Source organism: Blochmannia endosymbiont of Colobopsis nipponica (assembly GCF_014857065.1).
In the GTDB taxonomy this organism is placed as follows: domain Bacteria; phylum Pseudomonadota; class Gammaproteobacteria; order Enterobacterales; family Enterobacteriaceae; genus Blochmanniella.
This window is the reverse complement of record NZ_CP046533.1, coordinates 44,206-67,218: the sequence shown is the minus strand read 5'-3', so window position 1 is coordinate 67,218 and position 23,013 is coordinate 44,206. Positions and strand designations below refer to the sequence as shown.

Annotated in this window: 22 protein-coding genes and 1 pseudogene; 3 read left to right on the top strand and 20 right to left on the bottom strand. The window is 26.8% G+C overall.

What is annotated here, in order from left to right:
- Nucleotides 1–333: 333 nt before the first annotated feature.
- A pseudogene (locus GN160_RS03280) lies at nucleotides 334–813 on the bottom strand (DNA translocase FtsK 4TM domain-containing protein); the annotation flags it as partial.
- Between the two features lie 351 nt (nucleotides 814–1,164).
- Here GN160_RS03280 and trxB point away from each other — a divergent pair.
- The 3 genes from trxB (at nucleotide 1,165) to GN160_RS00295 (ending at nucleotide 3,904) form a co-directional block, all read left to right on the top strand.
- Nucleotides 1,165–2,121, top strand: coding sequence for a thioredoxin-disulfide reductase (trxB, locus tag GN160_RS00305; protein ID WP_192380847.1), 957 nt, complete (start codon nucleotides 1,165–1,167; stop codon nucleotides 2,119–2,121).
- Nucleotides 2,122–2,371: 250 nt separating this feature from the next.
- The gene (infA, locus tag GN160_RS00300) at nucleotides 2,372–2,590 is read left to right on the top strand and encodes a translation initiation factor IF-1 (RefSeq protein WP_192380426.1); all 219 of its coding nucleotides are present in this window, start codon (nucleotides 2,372–2,374) and stop codon (nucleotides 2,588–2,590) included.
- Between the two features lie 720 nt (nucleotides 2,591–3,310).
- Nucleotides 3,311–3,904 carry a winged helix-turn-helix domain-containing protein gene (locus GN160_RS00295; protein ID WP_225624841.1) on the top strand — a complete coding sequence of 198 codons (594 nt, stop codon included), beginning with the start codon at nucleotides 3,311–3,313 and terminating at the stop codon, nucleotides 3,902–3,904.
- A 385-nt stretch (nucleotides 3,905–4,289) separates the two neighbouring features.
- Here GN160_RS00295 and GN160_RS00290 read toward each other — a convergent pair whose 3' ends face one another.
- The 19 genes from GN160_RS00290 to rluC all read right to left on the bottom strand — a co-directional run bounded on the left by GN160_RS00290 (nucleotide 4,290) and on the right by rluC (nucleotide 22,543).
- Complete coding sequence (locus GN160_RS00290; protein ID WP_420021979.1) at nucleotides 4,290–4,934, bottom strand: transglycosylase SLT domain-containing protein; 645 nt, start codon at nucleotides 4,932–4,934, stop codon at nucleotides 4,290–4,292.
- A gap of 605 nt (nucleotides 4,935–5,539) precedes the next feature.
- Nucleotides 5,540–6,928 carry an adenylosuccinate lyase gene (purB, locus tag GN160_RS00285; protein ID WP_192380420.1) on the bottom strand — a complete coding sequence of 463 codons (1,389 nt, stop codon included), beginning with the start codon at nucleotides 6,926–6,928 and terminating at the stop codon, nucleotides 5,540–5,542.
- Between the two features lie 271 nt (nucleotides 6,929–7,199).
- Nucleotides 7,200–8,309 (bottom strand): tRNA 2-thiouridine(34) synthase MnmA, encoded by a 1,110-nt coding sequence (gene mnmA, locus GN160_RS00280; RefSeq protein ID WP_192380419.1) that lies wholly within the window; start codon nucleotides 8,307–8,309, stop codon nucleotides 7,200–7,202.
- A gap of 289 nt (nucleotides 8,310–8,598) precedes the next feature.
- Nucleotides 8,599–9,843 carry a lipoprotein-releasing ABC transporter permease subunit LolE gene (lolE, locus tag GN160_RS00275; RefSeq protein ID WP_192380417.1) on the bottom strand — a complete coding sequence of 415 codons (1,245 nt, stop codon included), beginning with the start codon at nucleotides 9,841–9,843 and terminating at the stop codon, nucleotides 8,599–8,601.
- 11 nt (nucleotides 9,844–9,854) lie between these two features.
- Nucleotides 9,855–10,553: a lipoprotein-releasing ABC transporter ATP-binding protein LolD gene (gene lolD, locus GN160_RS00270; RefSeq protein ID WP_192380415.1), complete on the bottom strand. Its 699-nt coding sequence runs from the start codon at nucleotides 10,551–10,553 to the stop codon at nucleotides 9,855–9,857.
- Nucleotides 10,543–11,721, bottom strand: a complete 1,179-nt coding sequence (locus GN160_RS00265) for an FtsX-like permease family protein (protein WP_192380413.1) — start codon at nucleotides 11,719–11,721, stop codon at nucleotides 10,543–10,545. The genes lolD and GN160_RS00265 overlap by 11 nt, the downstream gene beginning before the upstream one ends.
- 128 nt (nucleotides 11,722–11,849) lie before the next feature.
- Nucleotides 11,850–12,434 carry a penicillin-binding protein activator LpoB gene (locus GN160_RS00260; RefSeq protein WP_192380411.1) on the bottom strand — a complete coding sequence of 195 codons (585 nt, stop codon included), beginning with the start codon at nucleotides 12,432–12,434 and terminating at the stop codon, nucleotides 11,850–11,852.
- 46 nt (nucleotides 12,435–12,480) lie between these two features.
- A complete protein-coding gene (locus GN160_RS00255) occupies nucleotides 12,481–12,834 on the bottom strand; it encodes an HIT domain-containing protein (RefSeq protein ID WP_192380409.1) in 354 nt (117 codons plus the stop codon).
- Nucleotides 12,835–13,100: 266 nt separating this feature from the next.
- Entirely contained in the window at nucleotides 13,101–13,880 is a 780-nt protein-coding gene (locus tag GN160_RS00250; protein ID WP_192380407.1) for a YchF/TatD family DNA exonuclease, read from the bottom strand.
- Between the two features lie 19 nt (nucleotides 13,881–13,899).
- Nucleotides 13,900–14,892, bottom strand: coding sequence for a DNA polymerase III subunit delta' C-terminal domain-containing protein (locus GN160_RS00245; RefSeq protein ID WP_192380405.1), 993 nt, complete (start codon nucleotides 14,890–14,892; stop codon nucleotides 13,900–13,902).
- Entirely contained in the window at nucleotides 14,871–15,530 is a 660-nt protein-coding gene (gene tmk / locus GN160_RS00240; RefSeq protein ID WP_192380403.1) for a dTMP kinase, read from the bottom strand. The genes GN160_RS00245 and tmk overlap by 22 nt, the downstream gene beginning before the upstream one ends.
- A gap of 300 nt (nucleotides 15,531–15,830) precedes the next feature.
- Nucleotides 15,831–16,634, bottom strand: a complete 804-nt coding sequence (gene pabC, locus GN160_RS00235; RefSeq protein WP_192380401.1) for an aminodeoxychorismate lyase — start codon at nucleotides 16,632–16,634, stop codon at nucleotides 15,831–15,833.
- Nucleotides 16,635–16,810: 176 nt separating this feature from the next.
- A complete protein-coding gene (gene acpP / locus GN160_RS00230) occupies nucleotides 16,811–17,047 on the bottom strand; it encodes an acyl carrier protein (RefSeq protein WP_192380400.1) in 237 nt (78 codons plus the stop codon).
- A gap of 149 nt (nucleotides 17,048–17,196) precedes the next feature.
- A complete protein-coding gene (gene fabG / locus GN160_RS00225) occupies nucleotides 17,197–17,931 on the bottom strand; it encodes a 3-oxoacyl-ACP reductase FabG (protein WP_192380398.1) in 735 nt (244 codons plus the stop codon).
- Between the two features lie 9 nt (nucleotides 17,932–17,940).
- The gene (fabD, locus tag GN160_RS00220) at nucleotides 17,941–18,864 is read right to left on the bottom strand and encodes an ACP S-malonyltransferase (protein ID WP_192380846.1); all 924 of its coding nucleotides are present in this window, start codon (nucleotides 18,862–18,864) and stop codon (nucleotides 17,941–17,943) included.
- A gap of 35 nt (nucleotides 18,865–18,899) precedes the next feature.
- Nucleotides 18,900–19,853 carry a beta-ketoacyl-ACP synthase III gene (locus GN160_RS00215; protein ID WP_192380396.1) on the bottom strand — a complete coding sequence of 318 codons (954 nt, stop codon included), beginning with the start codon at nucleotides 19,851–19,853 and terminating at the stop codon, nucleotides 18,900–18,902.
- A gap of 10 nt (nucleotides 19,854–19,863) precedes the next feature.
- A complete protein-coding gene (gene plsX, locus GN160_RS00210; RefSeq protein WP_192380394.1) occupies nucleotides 19,864–20,901 on the bottom strand; it encodes a phosphate acyltransferase PlsX in 1,038 nt (345 codons plus the stop codon).
- 31 nt (nucleotides 20,902–20,932) lie between these two features.
- On the bottom strand, nucleotides 20,933–21,103 hold the full coding sequence (gene rpmF / locus GN160_RS00205) for a 50S ribosomal protein L32 (protein ID WP_192380392.1): 171 nt from the start codon (nucleotides 21,101–21,103) through the stop codon (nucleotides 20,933–20,935).
- 468 nt (nucleotides 21,104–21,571) lie between these two features.
- Nucleotides 21,572–22,543 carry a 23S rRNA pseudouridine(955/2504/2580) synthase RluC gene (rluC, locus tag GN160_RS00200; RefSeq protein WP_192380390.1) on the bottom strand — a complete coding sequence of 324 codons (972 nt, stop codon included), beginning with the start codon at nucleotides 22,541–22,543 and terminating at the stop codon, nucleotides 21,572–21,574.
- Nucleotides 22,544–23,013 lie beyond the last annotated feature (470 nt).

Here is a 23,013-nt window from a genome sequence, read left to right as displayed (position 1 = left end):
TCTATTAGTTTTTCTTTTATCATATGAAATAATAAAACTTAAATATCTAATTTCGGGTAAAATTCCTAACCTATATGAATTTTGAGTATAAATCTTATTTTTATTAATAGTATTACATAAAATGGAGTTTAATTTAGATTTAAATAAACACAGGGTATGAAAACAAAATAATTTTGATTGTATTATATTTTGTTTTGAAAATGTTATTACTAACTGTTTTTTAAATAATTTGTAATAAAAAAAATAGCTATTAATGTTTTTTTTGCTAAGAAATTTTCTACCTATACTAAATATAGAATCGACAATAATTTTTAATTTTTTATGAAATAAAACTAAACAATACCAATCAATAAATAAAGTAAAACCTATAACCCATATTAAGAATAAAAATAAAACAATACCATAATTATTTAACCACAACATAGCAACACCGTTTATTATGGTACCAATAATACCGCCTGAATTGAAGCTATCTAATTCTTGAACCATTATTGTTATTAAGCCGCACGAAGATAATAACAATGCTAAAATACCAATAACCTTAAAAGATAAAACAAAAAAATTAATTCTGGAAGATTGTGAAAAAATTAACAAAGAAATAAAAATAATAAAAAAAGGAATTAAATATGCTGTTACGCCGAAAATAAAAAACAATAAATCAGAAAGCAAAGCTCCAGTACTACCCATTGCATTTTTAATTAAAACGGGCCATGTTGATTGAAAATAACTAGGATCAGTGGAGTCATAACTAATCAATGATATTTCCAAATAGGTAGCAAAAAAAAATAATGAGAATAAAAAACAATACTTCAAGATACACCGATATAAATTCTAATATAATTATTAATTTCCATATAAAATTAAAAAATAAACATCAAATCTATTAACTATACTCTATTATACTTAATTAATGTAAGCTTTAATTATTTAGGGTATAATATTTAAAAAACAAAGCACAAGATATAGATCTATCTTGACAATTTACATAAAACCTAATTAAAACTAAATATATTATAAAACAATTAATGGTGGTTGACCAACAAATCATTATCATTTTAAATAACAAAACATATCAATAATATATAAGATTTGAAAAATTCTAATTTTAGTCAAATTATGATATTTTTATACTTAATAAATAAAATTACTACATCAAAAAAAACAATGACAACAATAAAAATACAAAAACTCATTATATTAGGTTCAGGTCCTGCTGGATATACAGCCGCTATTTATGCAGCCAGAGCTAATTTACATCCTATATTAATTACTGGAATGGAATGTGGTGGTCAATTGACTACTACAAATATGATAGAAAATTGGCCAGGTGATTATAATGAATTAACTGGATCATCATTAATGAAACGTATGCATATCCATGCATCCAAATTAAAAGTTGAGATTATTTATGACCATATTGTAAAAACTAACCTAAAAAATCCTCCATTTCAATTAATAAGTATTGAAAATCAATATCATTGTGACACCTTAATAATTGCTACTGGATCTTCTCCTCGATGTTTAAATATACCATCAGAAAAAACATATAGAGGAAAAGGTGTATCATACTGCATTACGTGCGATGGTTTTTTTTATAAAAAACAAAAAGTTGCTGTCGTCGGTGGTGGAAATTCTGCAATAGAGGCAGTTCTATATTTATCTAATATCGCGTCAGAAGTACATCTTATTCATCGTCGTAATACTTTTCGAGCAGAAAAAATTCTCATTCAAAGACTCATGGATAGGATAGAAACACAAAAAAATATTTTTTTACATACAAATTATATTGTTGATGAAATTTTAGGAGATGCAATAGGTGTTACCGGAGTGATTTTAAATGAAATTAAAAAATCCTTTAAAAAAACAATTACTGTACATGGAATATTTATTAATATTGGGTATATTCCAAACACTAATATTTTCAATAATCAACTGATTTTAAATAAAGGTTATATTTCAGTACAATCTGGAATTAAAGGAAATGCAACTGCAACATCAATTCCCGGAATATTTGCTGCAGGAGATGTTATGGATTCCAATTATAGACAAGCAATAACATCGGCGGGTACAGGTTGTATGGCTGCCTTAGACGTAGAACGATATCTTAATAAAAATGACTAAAAATCGAAAAAAAATAAAATAACTGTTCTAACATATTATTAATAATTACAACATTATTATGATATAATTCACAATTTGCTAAAAATTAGAATACGGAAAATTGATTAAGTTAATTTAATTATAAAAACAAGAAACTTTAAGTCAAATATTTACTTACAAAATATTTTAATAAACATATTTTAGAAAGTATGTCGCTTGGCAATAAGTGTTGTTTGAACATTCAAACTAAAATACATAAAGAGTAACGATAGTGATAAAAGAAGATAACATTGAAATGCAAGGAATAGTATTAGACACTTTACCTAATACTATGTTTCGTGTTCAATTAGAAAATGGACACATTGTTACTGCACATATTTCTGGTAAAATGCGAAAAAATTATATCCGTATTTTAACGGGAGATAAAGTAATCTTAGAATTGACTCCGTATGATTTGAGCAAAGGAAGAATAATTTTCCGTAACAGATGACTGTTATTTTATTCGATAAATAATATACAATAAAAAATTTTAAAATATTAAAATTATCCATTCATAATAAACATCAATCAAAAAAATACAAAACATAATAAATATCTAAAATAAGAATATCCTTTACTAATATTAACATAATATTTAAATCCAAATAATACACAAACATATAATATTTATTTTAATAGTCTGAAAATTTAGACACTTTTGTTACATTAATAAATAAATCAAACAAATCAAAACCTAGAAATAAATTCATCAACAACAAAAAATTTGTTAAAACAAATTTACATTTAAATTTTTAATCAAAATTAAACTTAAAAGAACGAAAAATACACATTTATTTAAATAAATTTTAAATTGAAATGAACATATAAGATCTTAATAAGAAAATTATTCAAATAAAGCATAAAAGTTAATTATTTTAAATATTTGAATATCTAAATTTCTTAATAAAATAAATTAAGTATCAAAAATCATTGCAATAAATAAACTTTATAACTATCTTATTGGTATTTAAACTGTGCAGTTTTTATTGTTTTATATTTTAACAAATCAGACAAATTAAAAATATAACTTTACAACATTTTACCTAAATAACAATAAATATTTTACTAATATCATTAATTAAAATTAAATTGGAGTACATTAATGAGATACATCATACATTCTATCATAATATTCGACACTACAAAGTATAACTTAGCATTAATAAATGATATGAATACGTCAATAAAATTATCTAATTCTGCCGGTAAAGTATTAGAAGAGTTAATCAAATATCGAGATACTCAAGAACCAGTTACTAGAAAACATCTTTTTTATGCAGTTTGGGAAAACCATGGATTAGAACCATCAAATGGAAACCTAAATCAACAAATTAGCGTAATTCGTAAAAATTTAAATTTACTTGGCTTAAATATCTCAGCAATCATTACAATTCCAAAACGTGGATTAAAACTAAACAATCAATTAACTATTCAAACGATAAAAGAAAATTACACAAATTCACATTCTGCATTTAAAACAAATGATAAACATAAGCATTCTAAATTAACTTCTTTCAAAACAACAGTTTTTCAACTAAACACTAACAAATATATGTTAACTATATTTATAATGTTAATTACTATTTTAATAATAAGTACCGTATCGTACCTCAATTACAAAAATATAAATAACAAAAAATTATACTTTTGTAAACAAGTCAATTCATGCAATATTTGTAGTTTAAACCCTATACCTGGATTAGAATGTAATGAATATAATTTACAAATATCAGAAGCTACAAATAAAATATTAAAAACTAGCTAATAAATTATGATTATAAACACGATTCATTTAAAACATATACTTTTAAAATTAAGTTCATAAATTAAATGGCAATACGTAAAAAATTGATTTCTGTATTCTTAAGATATAGCATTGTATCTATTTAAATACACACAAATAAACGTAAAACACCATTAACCTTTGTAATATAAAATAATAATCTATATAAAATAAATAAAAAATTACTAAAAAATAAAATAAAAACATAATTCTAAAAACAAATAATAAATATCATAACAAACCTTTATATCATATAAATTAAAATCCTTTCAATATATAATCTTTGTCTATCACAACAACATTAAGTTTTCCTAAATAAACAAAACAACTTTAAAAAATTCTCACAGAGAAGAATCATCTTTTTAGTTTATTTCGAACATATACTTAAATAAGCAATATTTACTTTCCAAAGATATCTTCGAGCTTGAAAAGATGGATGGTAATCTTGAATATATTGATAAAATTCTTCTGAAGTAAATTTATTAATTTTAGAAATAGCACAATCAAAATCAGAAGAAAATATATGTAACAAAGCACTCAAACCATTAACATAAGACACTATTATAGCATATCTTTTAATTTTGGGATCACTGATTCCAACTAATTGTTTCTGTAAAATAGACAAATAAGCAGTACCTAAGTCTATATTAATGGAAGCATTTTTCAAATCCTGAATACTAGGTTCCCCTTGCCAACCCTTCATTTTGTAAGCATCCCGTCCAGCAGTAGAAGATTTTATTTGCATTAAACCAACTGCATTAGATTTACTCACTACAGTAGGATTAAAACCAGATTCAACTTTAATAATCGCTTTTATTAAAAATTTATCTATCTTATAGACATTAGCTGAACTAGAAATATATTCATCATATAAATTAATATTTGAATTTAAAGGGTTAAGAAATCTTGAACTAACATCTGGTAGAAAAGAAAAATATTTTTTATTATTTGAATGTATCGTACAAAAACACAATAAAAATAAACATAAACAATATAGCATATGCACTTTCACGATATTTATCTATCCTAAATGACATAAAATATAAAAACAAATATCAAGTACTTGTGAACATTTGTTCTAATAAACATTTAAAATCTATTATTTGTTTATTTAAAATTGTAAATATTAATAAAGTTTCATTAATGATATAATATTCAATGCTTTCGTAACATTATAAACATTTTTACTCATTCTGAATTATAAAAAAGATTTAACAACCTTACGTAACAAACAATTTTAATTTTACTAATTTTTATTTTTTTATCAAAAGTCCACGATTAAGTTACTATTAGACCGAATCAGTAATTACAAATTTATTTAAAGAACTTCTCCATGTACCTAAATAAATTAACTATTAATTCACATAATCACCAATCAATTCTTTTCTATATACCCCTTATACATACCAATCTCTATAAATATTCGATGATATTTAATGAAAACATAAAATCATATGACCGCATCATTGAAACATTTTGATTAATTAAATTCTATTCCACTATTCACAAACAATATTTTATATTATTTATGAACAACTTTAAAATATAAACAATTAAATAAAGATCAGTAATAGATGTTAATTTGAGTATTTATCATATAATAGAACACAGAAATTATTAATTAAAATATTGTTTATTTAAATTATCTACCATCTCAACAGAATAGCCAATGTACTTAGATGGAGTGAGCATTTTTAATCTGTTTTTTTCTTCATCTGGCAATTCTAATGAGTCAATAAAAGATTGTATTATTTGATGATCAATATATTTATTACAAACTACGAATTCCTTAACAATTTCATAAGAACCAATAATACCATATTTCCGCATCACCGTTTGAATTGCTTCAAGCAATACTACCCAATGAAGACTTAATTCAGAAAATAATTTATCTTTATTAACTGTTAATTCTTTTATTCCTTTTAAGATGGAACGATAAGAAATAAAAGAATAACTAATACACATTCCAATATTTCGTAATACAGTAGAATCACTCAAATCCCTTTGCCACCGTGATATTGGTAATTTAGATGAAAAATAATTCAGAATCACATTTGACAATCCTAAATTTCCTTCAGCATTTTCAAAATTAACTGGATTAACTTTATGCGGCATTGTAGAAGATCCTATTTCATTAACTGAAGAATTTTGAATAAAATAACCAAGAGAAATATAACCCCACATATCACGAATGAAATCAATTAAAATAGTATTAAATAATGATATACAATTAAATAATTCAGCAAGATAATCATGAGGTTCTATTTGAGTAGTGTAAGGATTCCAACTTATATTAAAAGATGTAACAAACTCTTTACTTACTTTATGCCAATCTACATCAGGATAAGCTATCATATGGGCATTATAGTTACCTACAGCACCATTTATTTTCCCTAATATTTCTATCTTTTTAAATTTTTTATATTGGCGAAATAACCTATAAAAAACATTGGCCATTTCCTTTCCCAATGTAGATGGAGTAGCAGGTTGTCCATGTGTTCTAGATAATAAAGGAATGTCACGATAATTAATTGCTAATGTTTTTATTTCATTCATCAAATTATACCAAATTGGTAACAAAATATCTTTTCTTGTTAAGGAAAGCATAATAGCATAAGCCAAATTATTAATATCCTCAGAAGTGCAAGCAAAATGAACGAATTCTTTCATTTTTTTTAAAATAGGTTGATTATTAAACTTTTCTTTCAAAAAATATTCTACAGATTTTACATCATGATTTAATGTACATTCAATATCTTTAATATGTTTGGCATCCTCTATACTAAAATTTTCAATAATAGCATTCAAATAAGAATCAACATCCTTTGGAAAAGGAGCAACTTCTTTAATTTCTTCACAAAAAGATAATTTTTGTAACCAACGTATTTCAATTTGTACACGCAATTTAAATAATCCGAATTCGCCAAAAATATCACGCAACAAATCAACTTTATCAGCATAACGCCCATCGATAGGAGAAATAGCAGTTAAACAAGATAATTGCATTATAATAAATACCTAAAAAAAATTAAATAATTTAAACTTCCAAACATATTTTGGACTAAAAAAACTTCATTCTTCAATTATATATTCAACTCATAGGAAAATAACAAAATATAGTACATACATATTAAGTGAATATATTACTGAATAAATACAATTATTTACAAATTCAAATACTTATAAAGTAATAAAAATTCAACTATTAGATCAATATATATCATTAAATAACACAATGTTGTATATATTAGCAATATATATCTATACAAATAATAAATTAAGTAAAAGAATAAGATTTTTCTATAACCCCACCGCCAATACAAAACTCTGCTAAATAAAAAACTGCTGATTGACCTGGAGTAACTGCTATAATAGGTTTATTAAAAACTACTTGTACTCTATTATCAGATATTGGTTGTACATAACATGGAACATCTGCCTGTTGATAACGAGTTTTTACTGTACATATAAAAGGTTTTTCCAATACATTACGACTCACCCAATGAATGTCACCCGCAATTAATTTACTTGATTTTAGGTAAGAATGATTATTACCCTGAACGACTACAAGATAATTATTAATTAAATCCTTATCTACAACATACCATGGCTTTCCATTACCATTACTAATTCCTCCAATTTTTAATCCTTTACGTTGCCCTAAAGTATAATACATTAATCCCTGATGCCTACCTATTACGTCTCCCTTTACTGTAACAATTTTACCCATTTTAGACGGTAAATAACGAGAAAGAAATTCTGGAAATTTACGTTTACCAATAAAACAAATGCCAGTAGAATCTTTTTTAGTTGCGGTAATTAATTTTAATTTTTTTGCAATATTTCTAACATCAGATTTAATAAAATTTCCTAAAGGGAAAATACAATTCTTCAGTTGCTTGTGACTCAACGTATATAAAAAATAACTTTGATCTTTCTTTTGATCCAAGGCGCGAGCAAGATAACTGTAAGACTTCAAATCAATACGACGAACATAATGACCAGTAGCTATAAGATCAGCTCCTAAATCCTCCATGGCAAATTCTAAAAAAACCTTAAATTTTATTTCTTTATTACATAAAATATCTGGATTAGGAGTACGACCAGCTTTATATTCAGACAAAAAAACTGTAAAAACATTATCCCAATACTCTGCAGAAAAATTCACAGTATGTAATTTAATACCTAACGTATTGCATACACTTTGAGCATCATTTAAATCTTGATAAATAGAGCAAAAACCATGGGTAGCATCTTCATCTTCTTCCCAATTTTTCATAAATACTCCTTCTACTTTATATCCCTGTTCTTTCAACAACCAAGCGGTAACTGAAGAATCAACGCCACCAGACATACCAACAATAACTTTTATATATTTACGTGACATATAATCTTACAACCAAAATTAATTTTTATACATTATTAGATTAGGAAATAGTAATATTTTCATGATATCTTTATCAAAAATTATACGCAAACGAAAAATCAAATTATTAAAGTATAAATCTCATTATTTATAACAAAACAATTTTAAATAAATTATTCAAATATAACAATTTAATTTTTATTACAAACGAAATTTCTAAAATCAGTTCTTAAAAAATTGTTACAATAAACTTTTAACTAATAAAAGAATAATCTTGTTCTACATAAATGTTTTACTGATTATAAGGAATCTATTTTAAAATTTTAACTGGTTCAATACGACTTGCATACAATGCTGGATACCAACTCATAAATAAACTGAATAATAATTCAATTACAATAATTTGCTTAATATCACTTAATAATAAAACACTAGGTAAAAAATCAATAAAATAAATATCACCAGGTAATAACTTATGGCCAACAAAGTATTGTAATTTATTACCTAATTCTGTTAAGTTATAGGATATCAAAATTCCAAAACACATTCCTACAACTGAACCAAACAAACCTATAAATAAACCACACCAAATAAAAACAAACTGAATCAATAATCCTCTGGCTCCAAGGCATTTCAATATTGCAATTTCATTACTTTTCTCCTTTACAGATACCATTAAGATTACAGCTATACCCACAGAAGAAATTAATATTATTAAAACCATAGATAAATATATAATAGTACGAACAATTTGAATATCTTTATAAACATGACCGTATTTATGCATCCAACTATTAATAGACATCTTGTTAGTATTAATAATAGTCTTAATTTTAAATATTAATTCATCAATCTGAAAAATATTACTTGCCCTAATAGCTATCCCTTCCACCCTGTATTGTTGATCAAAATAAAAGACAGCATCCTTTAATGGTATTAAAGCAAAATTCTGATCCAATTGACTGTCTAAAGGTAAAATTCCTATGACCTTTAAAGAAATAGTTCTTGATGATATAAATTTACTATATTTATAAATATTAGGTAAAATAATAGTAACCCAATCTCCTTGCTGTACTTTTAAAATATCGGCAATGCCTTTTCCCAAAAGGATTTGCTGATAACCATTTTTAAATAATGGCCAAACATTTTTATTTATCGCATCTTTTACAGCTGGTATCTCTAATATTTTAAATGAATCTATACCTTTTATATGTACTAAATGTAATTTATTTTTATATCCTATAAGTCCCGTAAAATATACATACGGCATAATAGAAGTAATGTCTGGAATTTTCTTTATACGATCAGAAATAAGCTGCCAGTCAACAAAATTTGTATTAGTTGATTCAATTTCAACATGAGGTATCATTGCTAAAATACGATGTTCTAATTGATATTGAAATCCATTCATTGCACTAAGACCTATAATTAATACAGCAACGCCAAGAGCAATTCCAATAACAGAAAAAATATAAATTAACGATACTATATTGTTACGACTTTGTCCTCTATACAATCCAATAGCAAGTCGTAAAGATAAGAAAAACACATACATACTAATTTAACTTAATCGAATATATTATCAAAAATTAAATGGCCGTCACAAATTTTCAATTGACGATGTGTACGTTTCGCCAACTTAATATCATGAGTTGCTATCAAAAAAGCAATGCTATGAGATTTATTAAATTTTTTTAATAATTTAAAAATATTTTCCGTATTAATTTCATCTAAATTACCAGTAGGTTCATCGGCTAAAATTAAAGAGGGATGCTTTATTAAAGCGCGCGCTATAGATACTCTTTGTCGTTCTCCGCCAGAAAGTTTAAAAGGACGACGACGATAGATATTTTCTGCTAAATTTACAGATTTTAACATTGCTTGCGCTCTGTTCTTTGCTTCTTTCACTTTCATTCCACCAATCATTAATGGCATGGCTACGTTTTCTATTACATTAAAATCAGATAACAAATAATGAAACTGATAAATGAAACCTAAACGATTATTACGTATTATAGCACGTGCATTAGAAGATAATTTATATAAAGATTTTCCTTCAAAAAATACTTCACCTGAATTAGGATAATCTAATCCTCCTAACAAATTTAACAAAGTTGTTTTCCCTGAGCCAGAACTCCCTACGATAGATACAATTTCACCTAATTGTAAAGAAAAATTAACATTATTTAGTATATTAATATCACGTTTTCCATCTTTATAAGATTTATTAATATTAGAACAAGATAATAAATAATTATTTAACATGAGACAAAATTTTTGCAGGATAAATAGATATAGTACGTTTAGAAAAATAAAGTATTACTAAAAATGACAAAATAACATTAAGAAGGACGATAACAAATATTTGAATTGGTTCAATAAAAACTGGTATCTGAAAATCAGGCTCTAACATATTGCAATAGCATAAAATCAAATTTAAGTTTTTAACTAAAAATATTCCAAAATTTACGCCTAAAATAGAACCAAAAAAAATAGCTGCCATGCCATAAAAAATAAATATATACAGAACCTGATAGCGTTTCAAACCTTGCACTTGTAAGATTGCAATGTCTATTTTTTTTTCCATAATTAAAATGCTAAGAGATGTGATAATATTAAATATAGCAACTATAATAATCAAAAATAGTAATAAACTCATCATATTTTTTTCTAAACATACTGCTTGGAATAAGTTTCCTTTATAAATTCGCCAATCTTCCCATATTAACTTATTAGGTAAATTTTGTTTTTTGAAATCATAAATTAAAAGTGGTCGTTTAAAAAATAACCTCCATCCAGTAACATATCCTTCTGGATAATGCATTAATCTTGAAGCATCCTGTTGATGTATCAATAACTGATAATAGTTTACTTCGCTATTGGCATCAAAAACACCCAATACTTTAAATAAACGTTGACCAAAAATATTTCCTATTATAGTTAAATAATTTACATTAGGAATAATCAATCTAATATAATCTCCTTTACTTACACCAAGTTGTTCGGCTAATTGCTTGCCTAGAATTATCTGATATTTACCTGGAACCAATTGGTCTAAAGAAGTATTTAGTAAATAAGGAGCTAGAGGCTCAAAATTATTCGGATTTATTCCCAACATCAAACCGACTGCTAAACCATTAAACCCATGTAATATTACATTATCCATCGTCAAAGATGTTACTTGCACATCATCCTGTAATGAATGTAATAACGATATTGGAATTTCGTCTTTAAGATTTATTTTTCTTTCTACATTAGTTATTAATACTTGAGGTAGGAATTTAAGGACAGCATTTTCTAATTCATGCTCAAATCCATTCATCACTGATAATACTATTATTAAGGCGCTTAAACCAATGGCTATAACAATACCAGAAAACCAAAAAACAAAACAATTAAAAAGCTTTTTTGTTACTCTAAATACATAACGCATCGCTATATATAATGTAATATATATATACATTTTGGTGTAAATTTCAATTATTTATTCTAAAAATTCAAATATCCATAAAAATGAACCATCAACTCAAATACTAGAATTTCATAACTAATTCTATCGCACTAAATGTGTTCTTTATAACACCATAAAATTTCTCCAGTTTTTACTAAAATCAATTGTAATTCTAAAAACGGTTGCCTCGCATCTCCTGTTAAAACTCCATATAATAAGTATTTAGCCTTTAAATATCTTCCTAATCCTAAATCTTTACTACAATGTTCCAAACTATCTTCCAGTGACAATCCTAATGTTATATACGCCTCATTTAATTTATTTTTTTCTATCACATGAAATTTACCACTTTTTGTAACAATACGTATCAAGGCAGTTGTAATTTCATTACTTTGTAAATCACCATTAGCGATATTTTTTATGTCTTTTATTAACACTAAACTATTATGTTCAAGGTCATTGACAAAAAACATTTGTTTAATTATAGGTAACAAAATATACTCCCAATCAGAAGACTTAATTTTGGGTAAAATTGGAATAATATTAAGCGCATTTGTTGTAAATGTAGATACATAATCAAACAACTGATTATGAACTTTAACAATAGATAAAGAATTCTGAAAAAACAAATTACTAAAAGAAGTAAAAAATAAATTAATCACGATAAAAAACAACAATTTAATTTTAACTAACATTCAAAACCTAAATTTCAAAAATATATTATAAATCTAAAATTAATTACTACACAGGAACAATTAAAGGTCCTAAAAATCTACCCCCTAAAAGATGCATATGAAAATAAAAAATTTCTTGACCAGCATGGTGATTGCAATTAACAATTAATCGATATCCACTTTCATGAATACCATTTTTTTTAGCTATTTTTGCAGCAACGGTAAATAATTTACCTAAAATAAATTCCTGATGTATTTTCACATCATTAACGGTAGGAATTGATATATTAGGCACGATAAGCACGTGAACAGGTGCTTTAGGATGAATATCGTGAAATGCGGTAATAAATTTATCCTGATACAAAATATCAGCTGTAATTTTATGTTGAATAATTTTATCAAAAATCGTATCGTTGTTCATAATTGTAAATTTTTATTTAAAATAAACGGCCAACATATCTAAATGAAATAGAAAATATAAAATAAGCAAATTAAAAAATAAATAGTTGTACATATATAAAATGATAATATAATTTACACAGGATGTTACAAACTTATAGAAAATTAAATAACAGCTGCTTCATTATATAAATAATGATAATCATGATAACTATAACACACAATACATATTATATATTAAAATTTAACTCTATGTAATTATTAAACTATAATAATTAAAACAAAAATCTATCTTATCTGAAATAATCTATAAAAATTTTCGGTCGTAATATACGATAACTTTTCTAACGACATGTTTTTCAACTTTGCTAAACAATTAGCCACATAATATGTATAAGACGGCTGATTTTCTTGGCCGCGGTAAGGTGCAGGAGTTAAATATGGAGAATCAGTTTCTACTAATAAATAATCTAAAGGAATATAATGTATAACATCACGAAGAGATTTAGATAAATTAAAAGTAATAATTCCAGAAAAAGAAATATAAAAACCAATATCTAAAAACAATTTTAAAACATCTTTGCTTTCATTAAAACAATGAATAACACCACTACAATTGCCTAATTTTTCCTCATGCAAAAAAATATCTATAACATCTTGACTAGAATTACGAGTATGTACTATCAACGGTTTCTGATATTTACGAGCAATTCGTATATGTTGACGAAATGCTTCTTTTTGTTCCTCCTTATTATCTTTAGTATTATGATAATAATCTAACCCAGTTTCACCAATTGCTATAATATCTTCATCTATAGCTAAATTATTAAGGTCAATAAGATCTTGAAAATTATTAAAATTTAATGGATGAATTCCACAAGATAATAAAACATTATCATAAGAACTAACCATTACACGAGTTTTATAAAAATCCTCTAAAGTAGTAGCAACTGCCAAAATTAACTTTACATTTTTAAGATTAGCCTTATTTAAAACATCCACTACATCTTTATGCAAAGATTTATAATTTAATTTATCCAAATGACAATGAGAATCAACCAAAAACATAAACCTATCCCCTAGAAATTCAATTAAAATATAAACTATCAATTTGTTGTTCACAACTAAGTAATTGATGCGCTAATAACAACTCTTTATTCACGCCACTCATATCATGCAAACACTGTCTATATTGTATCCATTTTTTTAATTGACCATTTAAAATTTGCGAAGACCAATTACAAGCTAAAGAAGCAATTAATTTAGTTTGATCTACGTTTATTAACAAATCCTGCATCTTAAATTGCCATTTTAAAGCATCAACCAACAAACTAATTAACCAACATACAATATCATCATTATTTTGATCACAAAACAATGATAACAAATTAAAAAAATTATGTTTCGTTATAACATTAAACATAGATTTACATAAATCAAGACGTAATTGCCAATCTTTTGAATTTAATAAATCTTGTGCAGCTAATGGAGCGCCATTACATAAACGTAATGCAGTAGATGCATGTAAAATATTGACGATTCTATTTTTTTGTAACCAATTTAACCCTTGTTCTTCACAAGGAGGAGATAAAAACCAATGGCAACATCTGCTCTTCAAAGTAGGTAATAAATGTGCATAATTATAACACCCTAATAAAAAATAAGTATCAATAGGAGGCTCTTCAATAATTTTTAATAAAGCATTAACAGCCTGATCTGTTAAACATTCACTGTATGCTAATGATATAACTTTAACGCCTTTTCGATGCGCACATTCATATAAAGTATGAACAAGTTCTCTAATATTTTCCACGCCTATACTAGAATATTTTGATGTTGGTGCAAGACAATAATAATCCGGATGATTATTAATTTGCATTAAAGTACAATCTCGACATGTATGACAACTTTTATTACTATTAGGATTTTTACAAATCAACCAGCGACTAATAGCATATATTAATACACTAATACCATTACCTCTACAACTATGTAATAGTAATGCATGATGACCTTTACCTTGTTTATAAGATAACAAAATTCTTTTATACAAATCAGTCAACCAGGGATACCATCGCATTTCTTCATTCCTTGATCTATTAACCATCGTTTTAAATAAAAAAATATTCTATCGTGTACGTTTCGTAATTCTTGATTTGCATCAATAGTTATTATTCGATGATCTTTAGCTGCTATTAATTTATAACATGAACGAACACGATTAAAAAAATCTAAAGATTCTAATTCAACACGATCTAACTTTCTTTTTTTAAGAATACGAGACAAACCTATGATTGGAGAAACATCGAGATATAAAGTTAAATCAGGTTGAAAATTTTTAAGAACTGTATTCTTAAGTATATGTAATAACATCTTATCTAATTTTCTTCCACAACCCTGATAAGTTTGTGAAGAAAGGTCATATCTATCTCCTATAACCCAAATATTTCTTAATAATGCTGGCCTAATTACATTTTCTAACAACTGTATTCTCGCTGTATAAAACATTAACAATTCGGCATAATCCGTTATTGCCTCGTTATCAATTCCTTTTTTAATCAAAATTCGTAATTTTTCAGATAAAGGTGTGCCACCAGGATCGCGAGTAATAATAAATTTATATATTCCATATTTTCTTAAAGTTTTAGCAACTTGTTTGATAGCGCTACTTTTTCCTGAACCTTCTAATCCTTCTATTACAATAAATTTACCTGCCATAAAGATTTAACATTATCTTTGATTAACCTTATCTAAAATAATTTCAAAACATAATTTCTATACGCAATATTGATTTTAATAAATTACCGTATAATTAGCTTGTGCAATCATAATTTATTAGTAAATATAGACAAATATGATATGTATTAACATAATTTTACTATTTACCAACATAAGAACATGGACTCATCATCGATAATAATACGAATTAAAAACTGACAAAACACAATAAAAATTCAAAATAAAACACGATACAAACTATAATAAATCTTGATGATATTTAAACATAATCTAATACATTCAATAAAAATTATGAAGACTTAGTAACTTAAATAAAGTTTTATCGTAAAATTTTTTTTCCTCTATAGAATTTACTGAAACTACAGGTAATAGAGAGTTAGTAATAAAAACTTCATCTGCTCTATATATATCTTCAATTCCAGTAATAATTTCCTTAATTTGATACCCTAATTTAGGTAATAATATCATGATCAAACGACGCATAATTCCAAATATTCCTGCATGAGTTAACATTGGAGTAAAAACTTTCATATTTCGTCGCCAAAAAATATTTGAATAACAACATTCTATTATATTATCTTCAGTATCCAATACCAGAACCTCATCACTAATATTTTTATCACGATATGCATTAATCATAAATTGCTCTATTCTGTTTAAATGTTTAATGCCAGAAAAAACTGAATCTCTAACTAATTTTATAGGACTCAGAGCTAATTTTATACCATCCTGCAACCAAGATACATAATAGTCAGGCATTTTATCATGAATAATAATTCTCACAGAAGAACCATTATTGGGGTAATTACAATTATTTATGCTATTATTTCTAGCAATTATTATTTTAATTACACCATCAGTATTACTATCTGCTACCGTTTGTATTTCCTTAAGCAAAAAAGACCAATTTATATTATTAAATAATAGACGCTTTGCTGACATTATCAATCTTTCAATATGCCAATCTAATAATAAAATTTTATTATCTTTTAATTTAGCAGTAGTAAAAAATCCATCACCAAACTGAACAGCACGATTAAACAATGATAAACGCTTACCAAAAACACCATTTATCCAATACATTTTAAATAATCACAAAATATTCTATTATTTATTATAAATTAATTCTCAAAAAAATCAAATCGAATATAAATACATATAAACAAGTAACACCTAAGCTATGAAACATAGATATAAAAGGGCACATATCTGATATTTTACTCGCATTAATATATAATATTACATAACTTATATTCAATTCATTTTCGATGAGTTCTAATAAAATCGATAGCTGCTTGTACAGTAGTAATTTTTTCAGCTTCTTCATCAGGAATTTCGGTGTCAAATTCTTCTTCTAATGCCATAACTAATTCAACAGTATCAAGAGAATCGGCGCCAAGATCTTCAACAAAAGAGGCATTATTTACAACTTCCTCTTTTTTTACACCTAATTGTTCAGCAATAATTGTTTTAACACTTTCTTCAATATCACTCATTATATCATCCCTATAAATATTTAACACTGACTTCTTTGTTTATAACAATACCAAATAAAATATAATGATACTACTATTAATTTTAATAAAATATAATTGAAAGCTAGCATCCTGCTTTCATTATACATAACATAATGCTATTATTATATTTATAACATATACATCCCTCCGTTCACATGAATAGTTTCGCCAGTGATATATCGCGCTTCATCTGATGCAAAAAAAGCAACAACATTAGCGACATCTCTTGTGGTGCCAAATTTATTCATTGGAATTCTAGATAAGATTTTATTGCGATATTCTTTTGTCATAATCATTGTAATATCTGTTTCGATAAAACCAGGAGATACCACATTGACTGTAATACCGCGCGCAGCAACCTCGCGAGCAAGTGACTTACTAAATCCAATTAATCCTGCTTTGGCTGCTGCATAATTTGTTTGACCAATATTACCCATTGAACCTACAACAGAACCAATAGTAATTATTCTACCATATCGTTTCTTAATCATTGATCTTATGACAGATTTTGACATACGGTATATTGATGTAAGATTAGCATTCAAAACATTTTGCCACATATCTTCTTGCATATTAATTAAAATACTATCTCGTATAATTCCAGCATTATTTATTAAAATGTCAACACCATTAAATTCTAAATGTATTCTTTTCAAAAGAGAATCTATTGAAGATTGATCAGTTACATCAAGCTCCATTCCTTTCCCACTATTTCCTAAATACACACTAATATCTTTTGCTCCTAGTTTAGTAGTAGCTGTACCTATAACAGTGGCTCCGTGTTCAGATAATATTTCTGCAATACTACGACCTATACCGCGAGTAGCACCGCTAACTAATGCAATTTTACCGTCAAGACTCATTTATTTACCTCAATAATAATTGTGTGTAATAGACTTACTTAATGCCTCTGGATTATTTATAGACAAAACAAACAAAGAATCAAAACTACGCTTTGCTAAACTTGTCAAAATTTTTCCAGGACCCAATTCCAATAATACATCAACACCTTGATGTATTAAATATCTTAAAATGTCCATCCAACGTACTGGCTGATATAATTGTCTAATTAATGCTCGACGAATATAAATCGGGTTTTGTTCAATATATACGTCAACATTGTTCACTACTGGAATTTTTGGTACACAAAAATTAACTTTGTTAAGATTATTAGCTAATTTTATTGCAATCGATCTCATTAATTCACAATGAGAAGGAACACTTATAGGCAACAAAAAGATTTTTTTAGCACCTAATTTTTTACATATAATCATCACCCGTTGTACTGCTTCCTTATGACCGGAAATAACTACTTGATCAGAAGCATTAAAGCTTGATATTGAAACAATTTGATCTCGTTTTTCTTGAATACAAGCGCTCAAAACAATATTATCGTCCAAACCAATAATGGCAGCCATGGCTCCGCAACCAATAGGTACTGCTTCCTGCATTAATCTACCACGCAATTCTACTAATTGAATAGCATCTACAAAATTTATTACACCAGAACAAACCAACGCAGAATATTCTCCTAAACTATGACCAGCCATCAATTCAGGATTTTTTCCTCCTTGCTGTTTCCAGATTCGCCAAATAGAAATAGAAGCAGCTAAAATTGCTGGTTGAGCTCTCCATGTCTTACTTAACTCTTCAATTGGACCTCGTTGTACTAAATTCCACAAGTCATATTTCAATACGTCTGCTGCTTCTTCAAAAGTGCCTTCAACTAAAGAATAAATTTCTGCAAGTTGTTTTAACATACCAATCATTTGAGATCCTTGCCCAGGAAACATCATACCTAACACAATTTATTAACTCCTAATATTTAAAATTAGAATCTTAACAATACTGAACCCCAAGTAAGTCCAGCACCAAATGCTTCTAATAAAACTAATTGTCCAGATTTAATACGTCCATCACGTACCGCTTCATCTAACGCTAATGGTATAGAAGCAGCAGACGTATTGCCATGTCTATCTAAAGTTATCACAACTTTGTCCATTTTCATACCCAAGCGTTTTGTAGCTGCAGATATAATACGAATATTTGCTTGATGGGGTATCAACCAATCTAATTGATTAAGATCAAGATTATTAGCATTCATGGTTTCATTCACGATATGAGTTAAAACAGTTACTGCTATCTTAAAAACTTCTCCACCAGACATTGTTAAATAATTAGAAGATTTAGGATATACCCGATTATAATAGGGAAGAGTTAGTAAATTACTGTAACGACCATCAGCATGCAAATGAGTAGAAATAATACCAGGATTTTGAGAAGAACTTAACAATACTGCCCCTGCACCATCACCAAACAAAACTAATGTACTTCGATCTTTAGGATTTAATGCATGACTAAGAACATCTGAACCTATTACTAGCGCATACTTTGTCATACTATTTTTAATATATTGATCAGCTACACTTAAAGCATAAGCAAACCCAGCACAAGCTGCTGATAAATCAAAAGCTATGCTATCTCCCATCTTTAAATCGCGTTGAATTTGACAAGCTGAACTAGGAAAAGCATGACTAGCAGATGTAGTAGCTACAATAATGATACCAATTTTATCTGCTGAAATACCAGCCATTTCTAATGCTCTTTTAGCAGCATAACGCCCCATATTAGATACGGTTTCATCAGCGTTAGAAATCCTTCGCTCTCTTATGCCTGTTCGAGTAACAATCCATTCATCCGATGTATCAATCATTTTTTCTAGAGCAGCATTAGGTCGAACATGAACAGGAAGGTAACTTCCTGTTCCGATAATTTTAGTAAACATGTATATGCTTTTAATTGTTACTTTTTGGCAAAACTGTATCCAAACGAACAGCTATTTTTTCTGGTATCTGATACTCTACTGCTTGCATTGCCTGTATAATAGCAGCAGTAAATGCGTGTTCGTTTGCTGCCCCATGACTTTTAATTACAGTACCCTTTAATCCTAACAAACAGGCCCCGTTATATCGATCAGGGTGTAATTGACTAAATTGATTCACTAAGCGTCTTTTTATCCAACCATTCACCCATTGCGCTAGCCATTTTGGTTTAATACTACGTCCTGAATCTCTTAGTAAAGAAAGAAAAACTTTTATCACTCCTTCCATAGTTTTCAATGTGATATTGCCAATAAATCCATCACAAACTAACACATCAGTTTTACCCATTAATAATTCATTAGCTTCAAGATATCCTATATAATGAATTAATGCAGTATTACGTAGCATTTCTGCAGCTTGTCGAATGTTATTTAATCCTTTTATTTCTTCTTCTCCGATATTTAACAATGCTACTCGTGGATCTTTTACTCCAATAATTTGTTCTGCTAAAACAGAACCCATAATAGCAAATTGCATTAACATTGAAGCATTACATTCTAAATTAGCACCTAAATCCAATACAACAGTTTTACCTTTTTTATAATTTGGCAATACTACTGTCAGTGCAGGCCTATTAATACCTCTTATTGATTTTAATACTAATTTTGCTAACCCCATTAGAGCACCAGTATTTCCAGCGCTGATACAAGCTTTTGCATGACCATTTTTAATAAGTTCGAGAGAAACACGCATTGAAGTACCACGACTTACTCGAATAGCTTGTGAAGGCTTAATCTCACTACTAATAACTAATTCCGTAGGAACAACGGTTATTCGTTTCAAAAAATTACATTTTACTTTTACTAAAGTAGAATGAATCACATCAGAATTACCAACAACCAATAACTCAAGTTGAGGATACAGGTCCAAAGCTCTTATAGCTGCGGGTATCGTAACAGTAGGGCCAAAATCGCCACCCATTGCGTCTAATGCGAGAGTTAGACGTCTCAAAATTAATTATCCTTAAAATATATAACTAACTTTATTTTTTAATGACTTTCCGGCCGCGATAAAAACCATCACTAGTAATATGATGCCGACGATGCACCTTACCAGAATCACTGTCTACTGATATAGCAGCAAAAGTTAATGCATCATGAGAACGTCGCATACCACGCTTAGCTCTAGTTGGTTTATTCTGTTGTACAGCCATAAGATTTTCTCCTTTTTTTTTAAAAATAATTAACCACTAAAATAATCACAAATATAATTAAAATTACAACTTAAAATCAAAAAATAATTTAAAACGTTTTATATAATAAACAATGAACTTATCAATTTTAATAATTTTCAAAATATTACTCTCTTGTAAAAAACTGAACCTACCAATCAGTGATTGCATTATAACAAGTATCTAAACATATTTTGATATTACAAACAAATTTTAGAATACAACAAAGGATAATAATATATCAATCTGAACTTAATCTCCATAACAATCATAAAATACAAACTAAAAACTAAAAGCTAACGTTCTAAATTTTAGATTAAATATTTAAAAGAATAAATATTATTTCATAATAATTTTGTTACAAAACTACTTTTAAATAAATAAAAATACTAACCCCAAATATTATAATTTGTAATATCATGTATTTTAATCACATATAATACTTAAAATTTACTGATTTCCCCGCAAAACATATAAACATTTCTGTAATGCAACATCTAATGGCGCTTTAACAAATACAATTTTCCCATTATTAGGATGAGTAAATTTTAGTAGAAAAGAATGTAAAAATAATCTATTCAATCCATATGATTCAAATCGTTTATTAAATATTTTATTTCCATAAAGTTTATCAAATGCAATAGGATGTCCAACAAATTGAGTATGAACTCGTATTTGATGGGTACGACCTGTAATAGGTGTTGCAATGATTAATGTTGCTAAATCAAACCTTTCTTTTATCAAAAACCTTGTTTCTGCATACTTACCTGATTGTTGGTCAACATAAACAAAACGATAACCATTCACCGGCAAAATACATCTTGATAATGGAACATTAATAACTCTTATGGAAGAACGCCATTGACCACTTACTAATACCAAATATTTTTTTTGTATTTTTTTGAAATGAAATTGCTTATGTAATTCTAATAAAGCAGATCGTTTTTTAGCTAACAATAATAAGCCAGAAGTATCTTTATCTAATCTATGCACTAGTTCTAGAAAATTTGCTGTAGGACGTAAAAAACGTAGACCTTCAATTATTCCAAAATTTAATTTAGTACCAGAATGTACAGCTAAACCGGAAGGTTTATTGATTATCATCAAATAATCATCTTCATAAATGATAGAATTGCGTATTAAATTAATGTTTTTTAAATATACAGAAGAACACAAAGTAGTTATTTTTTGTTTTTTTACTACTTGCCTAACAGGAGGAATTCTTAAAATATCATTTTTTTGCAAACGATATCTTACTGGTATTCGTTTCCCATTGATTCGTATTCCACCTTTTCTAATAATGCGATAAATCTTGCTGTTAGGCACTCCTTTTAAATAAGTACGTAAAAAATTATCAACCCTTTGCCCGATCCTTTCGGAAGAAATATTAATTATATTTACATTTTTTATACAATTTTTCATCAAATAAAATAACATCTTAAATAAAATTTTTAGTTGTTCAAATTATTTTGTAGATTAAGAAAGTTATTAAAAACACTTTTATCACAATTAACATTATTAATATACAAACATCATAATATCATAATGTATCAAATAAATTTTATTTATGGCCTCATCAGAAAACTTAAGACTGCTTAGAGTAAAATTAACAAATGCTCAAACACAGCACAATAATAGCATTTTAATACTTTAAATATTTATATCTTATATAGAGGAAATAAAAATCTACTAATATTATAACAAAAATGAAAAAAATCAAATTTTTCAAAAAATAAATTATATATGAACTGTATATAACGAAACATTTTTTTTATATAATTAATTTAAATAAAAAATCAATAATAATTACTACTTAATTATATCTAATTATATGACAAACAAAGTTAATAATAATAAAATATTTTCAATTTATATTATATTTGTACTTAATA

Bases quoted from the DNA above. Each gene is read 5' to 3' on its own strand.
- lolE (WP_192380417.1), bottom strand. From the start codon at position 9,843: ATGTATGTGTTTTTCTTATCTTTACGACTTGCTATTGGATTGTATAGA.
- GN160_RS00265 (WP_192380413.1), bottom strand. From the start codon at position 11,721: ATGCGTTATGTATTTAGAGTAACAAAAAAGCTTTTTAATTGTTTTGTT.
- GN160_RS00250 (WP_192380407.1), bottom strand. From the start codon at position 13,880: ATGTTTTTGGTTGATTCTCATTGTCATTTGGATAAATTAAATTATAAA.
- fabG (WP_192380398.1), bottom strand. From the start codon at position 17,931: ATGAGTCTTGACGGTAAAATTGCATTAGTTAGCGGTGCTACTCGCGGT.
- GN160_RS00295 (WP_225624841.1), top strand. From the start codon at position 3,311: ATGAATACGTCAATAAAATTATCTAATTCTGCCGGTAAAGTATTAGAA.
- trxB (WP_192380847.1), top strand. From the start codon at position 1,165: ATGACAACAATAAAAATACAAAAACTCATTATATTAGGTTCAGGTCCT.
- acpP (WP_192380400.1), bottom strand. From the start codon at position 17,047: ATGAGTGATATTGAAGAAAGTGTTAAAACAATTATTGCTGAACAATTA.
- rluC (WP_192380390.1), bottom strand. From the start codon at position 22,543: ATGAAAAATTGTATAAAAAATGTAAATATAATTAATATTTCTTCCGAA.
- pabC (WP_192380401.1), bottom strand. From the start codon at position 16,634: ATGTATTGGATAAATGGTGTTTTTGGTAAGCGTTTATCATTGTTTAAT.
- GN160_RS00255 (WP_192380409.1), bottom strand. From the start codon at position 12,834: ATGAACAACGATACGATTTTTGATAAAATTATTCAACATAAAATTACA.
- mnmA (WP_192380419.1), bottom strand. From the start codon at position 8,309: ATGTCACGTAAATATATAAAAGTTATTGTTGGTATGTCTGGTGGCGTT.
- rpmF (WP_192380392.1), bottom strand. From the start codon at position 21,103: ATGGCTGTACAACAGAATAAACCAACTAGAGCTAAGCGTGGTATGCGA.
- GN160_RS00260 (WP_192380411.1), bottom strand. From the start codon at position 12,434: ATGTTAGTTAAAATTAAATTGTTGTTTTTTATCGTGATTAATTTATTT.
- purB (WP_192380420.1), bottom strand. From the start codon at position 6,928: ATGCAATTATCTTGTTTAACTGCTATTTCTCCTATCGATGGGCGTTAT.
- tmk (WP_192380403.1), bottom strand. From the start codon at position 15,530: ATGGCAGGTAAATTTATTGTAATAGAAGGATTAGAAGGTTCAGGAAAA.
- lolD (WP_192380415.1), bottom strand. From the start codon at position 10,553: ATGTTAAATAATTATTTATTATCTTGTTCTAATATTAATAAATCTTAT.
- fabD (WP_192380846.1), bottom strand. From the start codon at position 18,864: ATGATGTTTCCTGGGCAAGGATCTCAAATGATTGGTATGTTAAAACAA.
- GN160_RS00215 (WP_192380396.1), bottom strand. From the start codon at position 19,853: ATGTTTACTAAAATTATCGGAACAGGAAGTTACCTTCCTGTTCATGTT.
- GN160_RS00245 (WP_192380405.1), bottom strand. From the start codon at position 14,892: ATGCGATGGTATCCCTGGTTGACTGATTTGTATAAAAGAATTTTGTTA.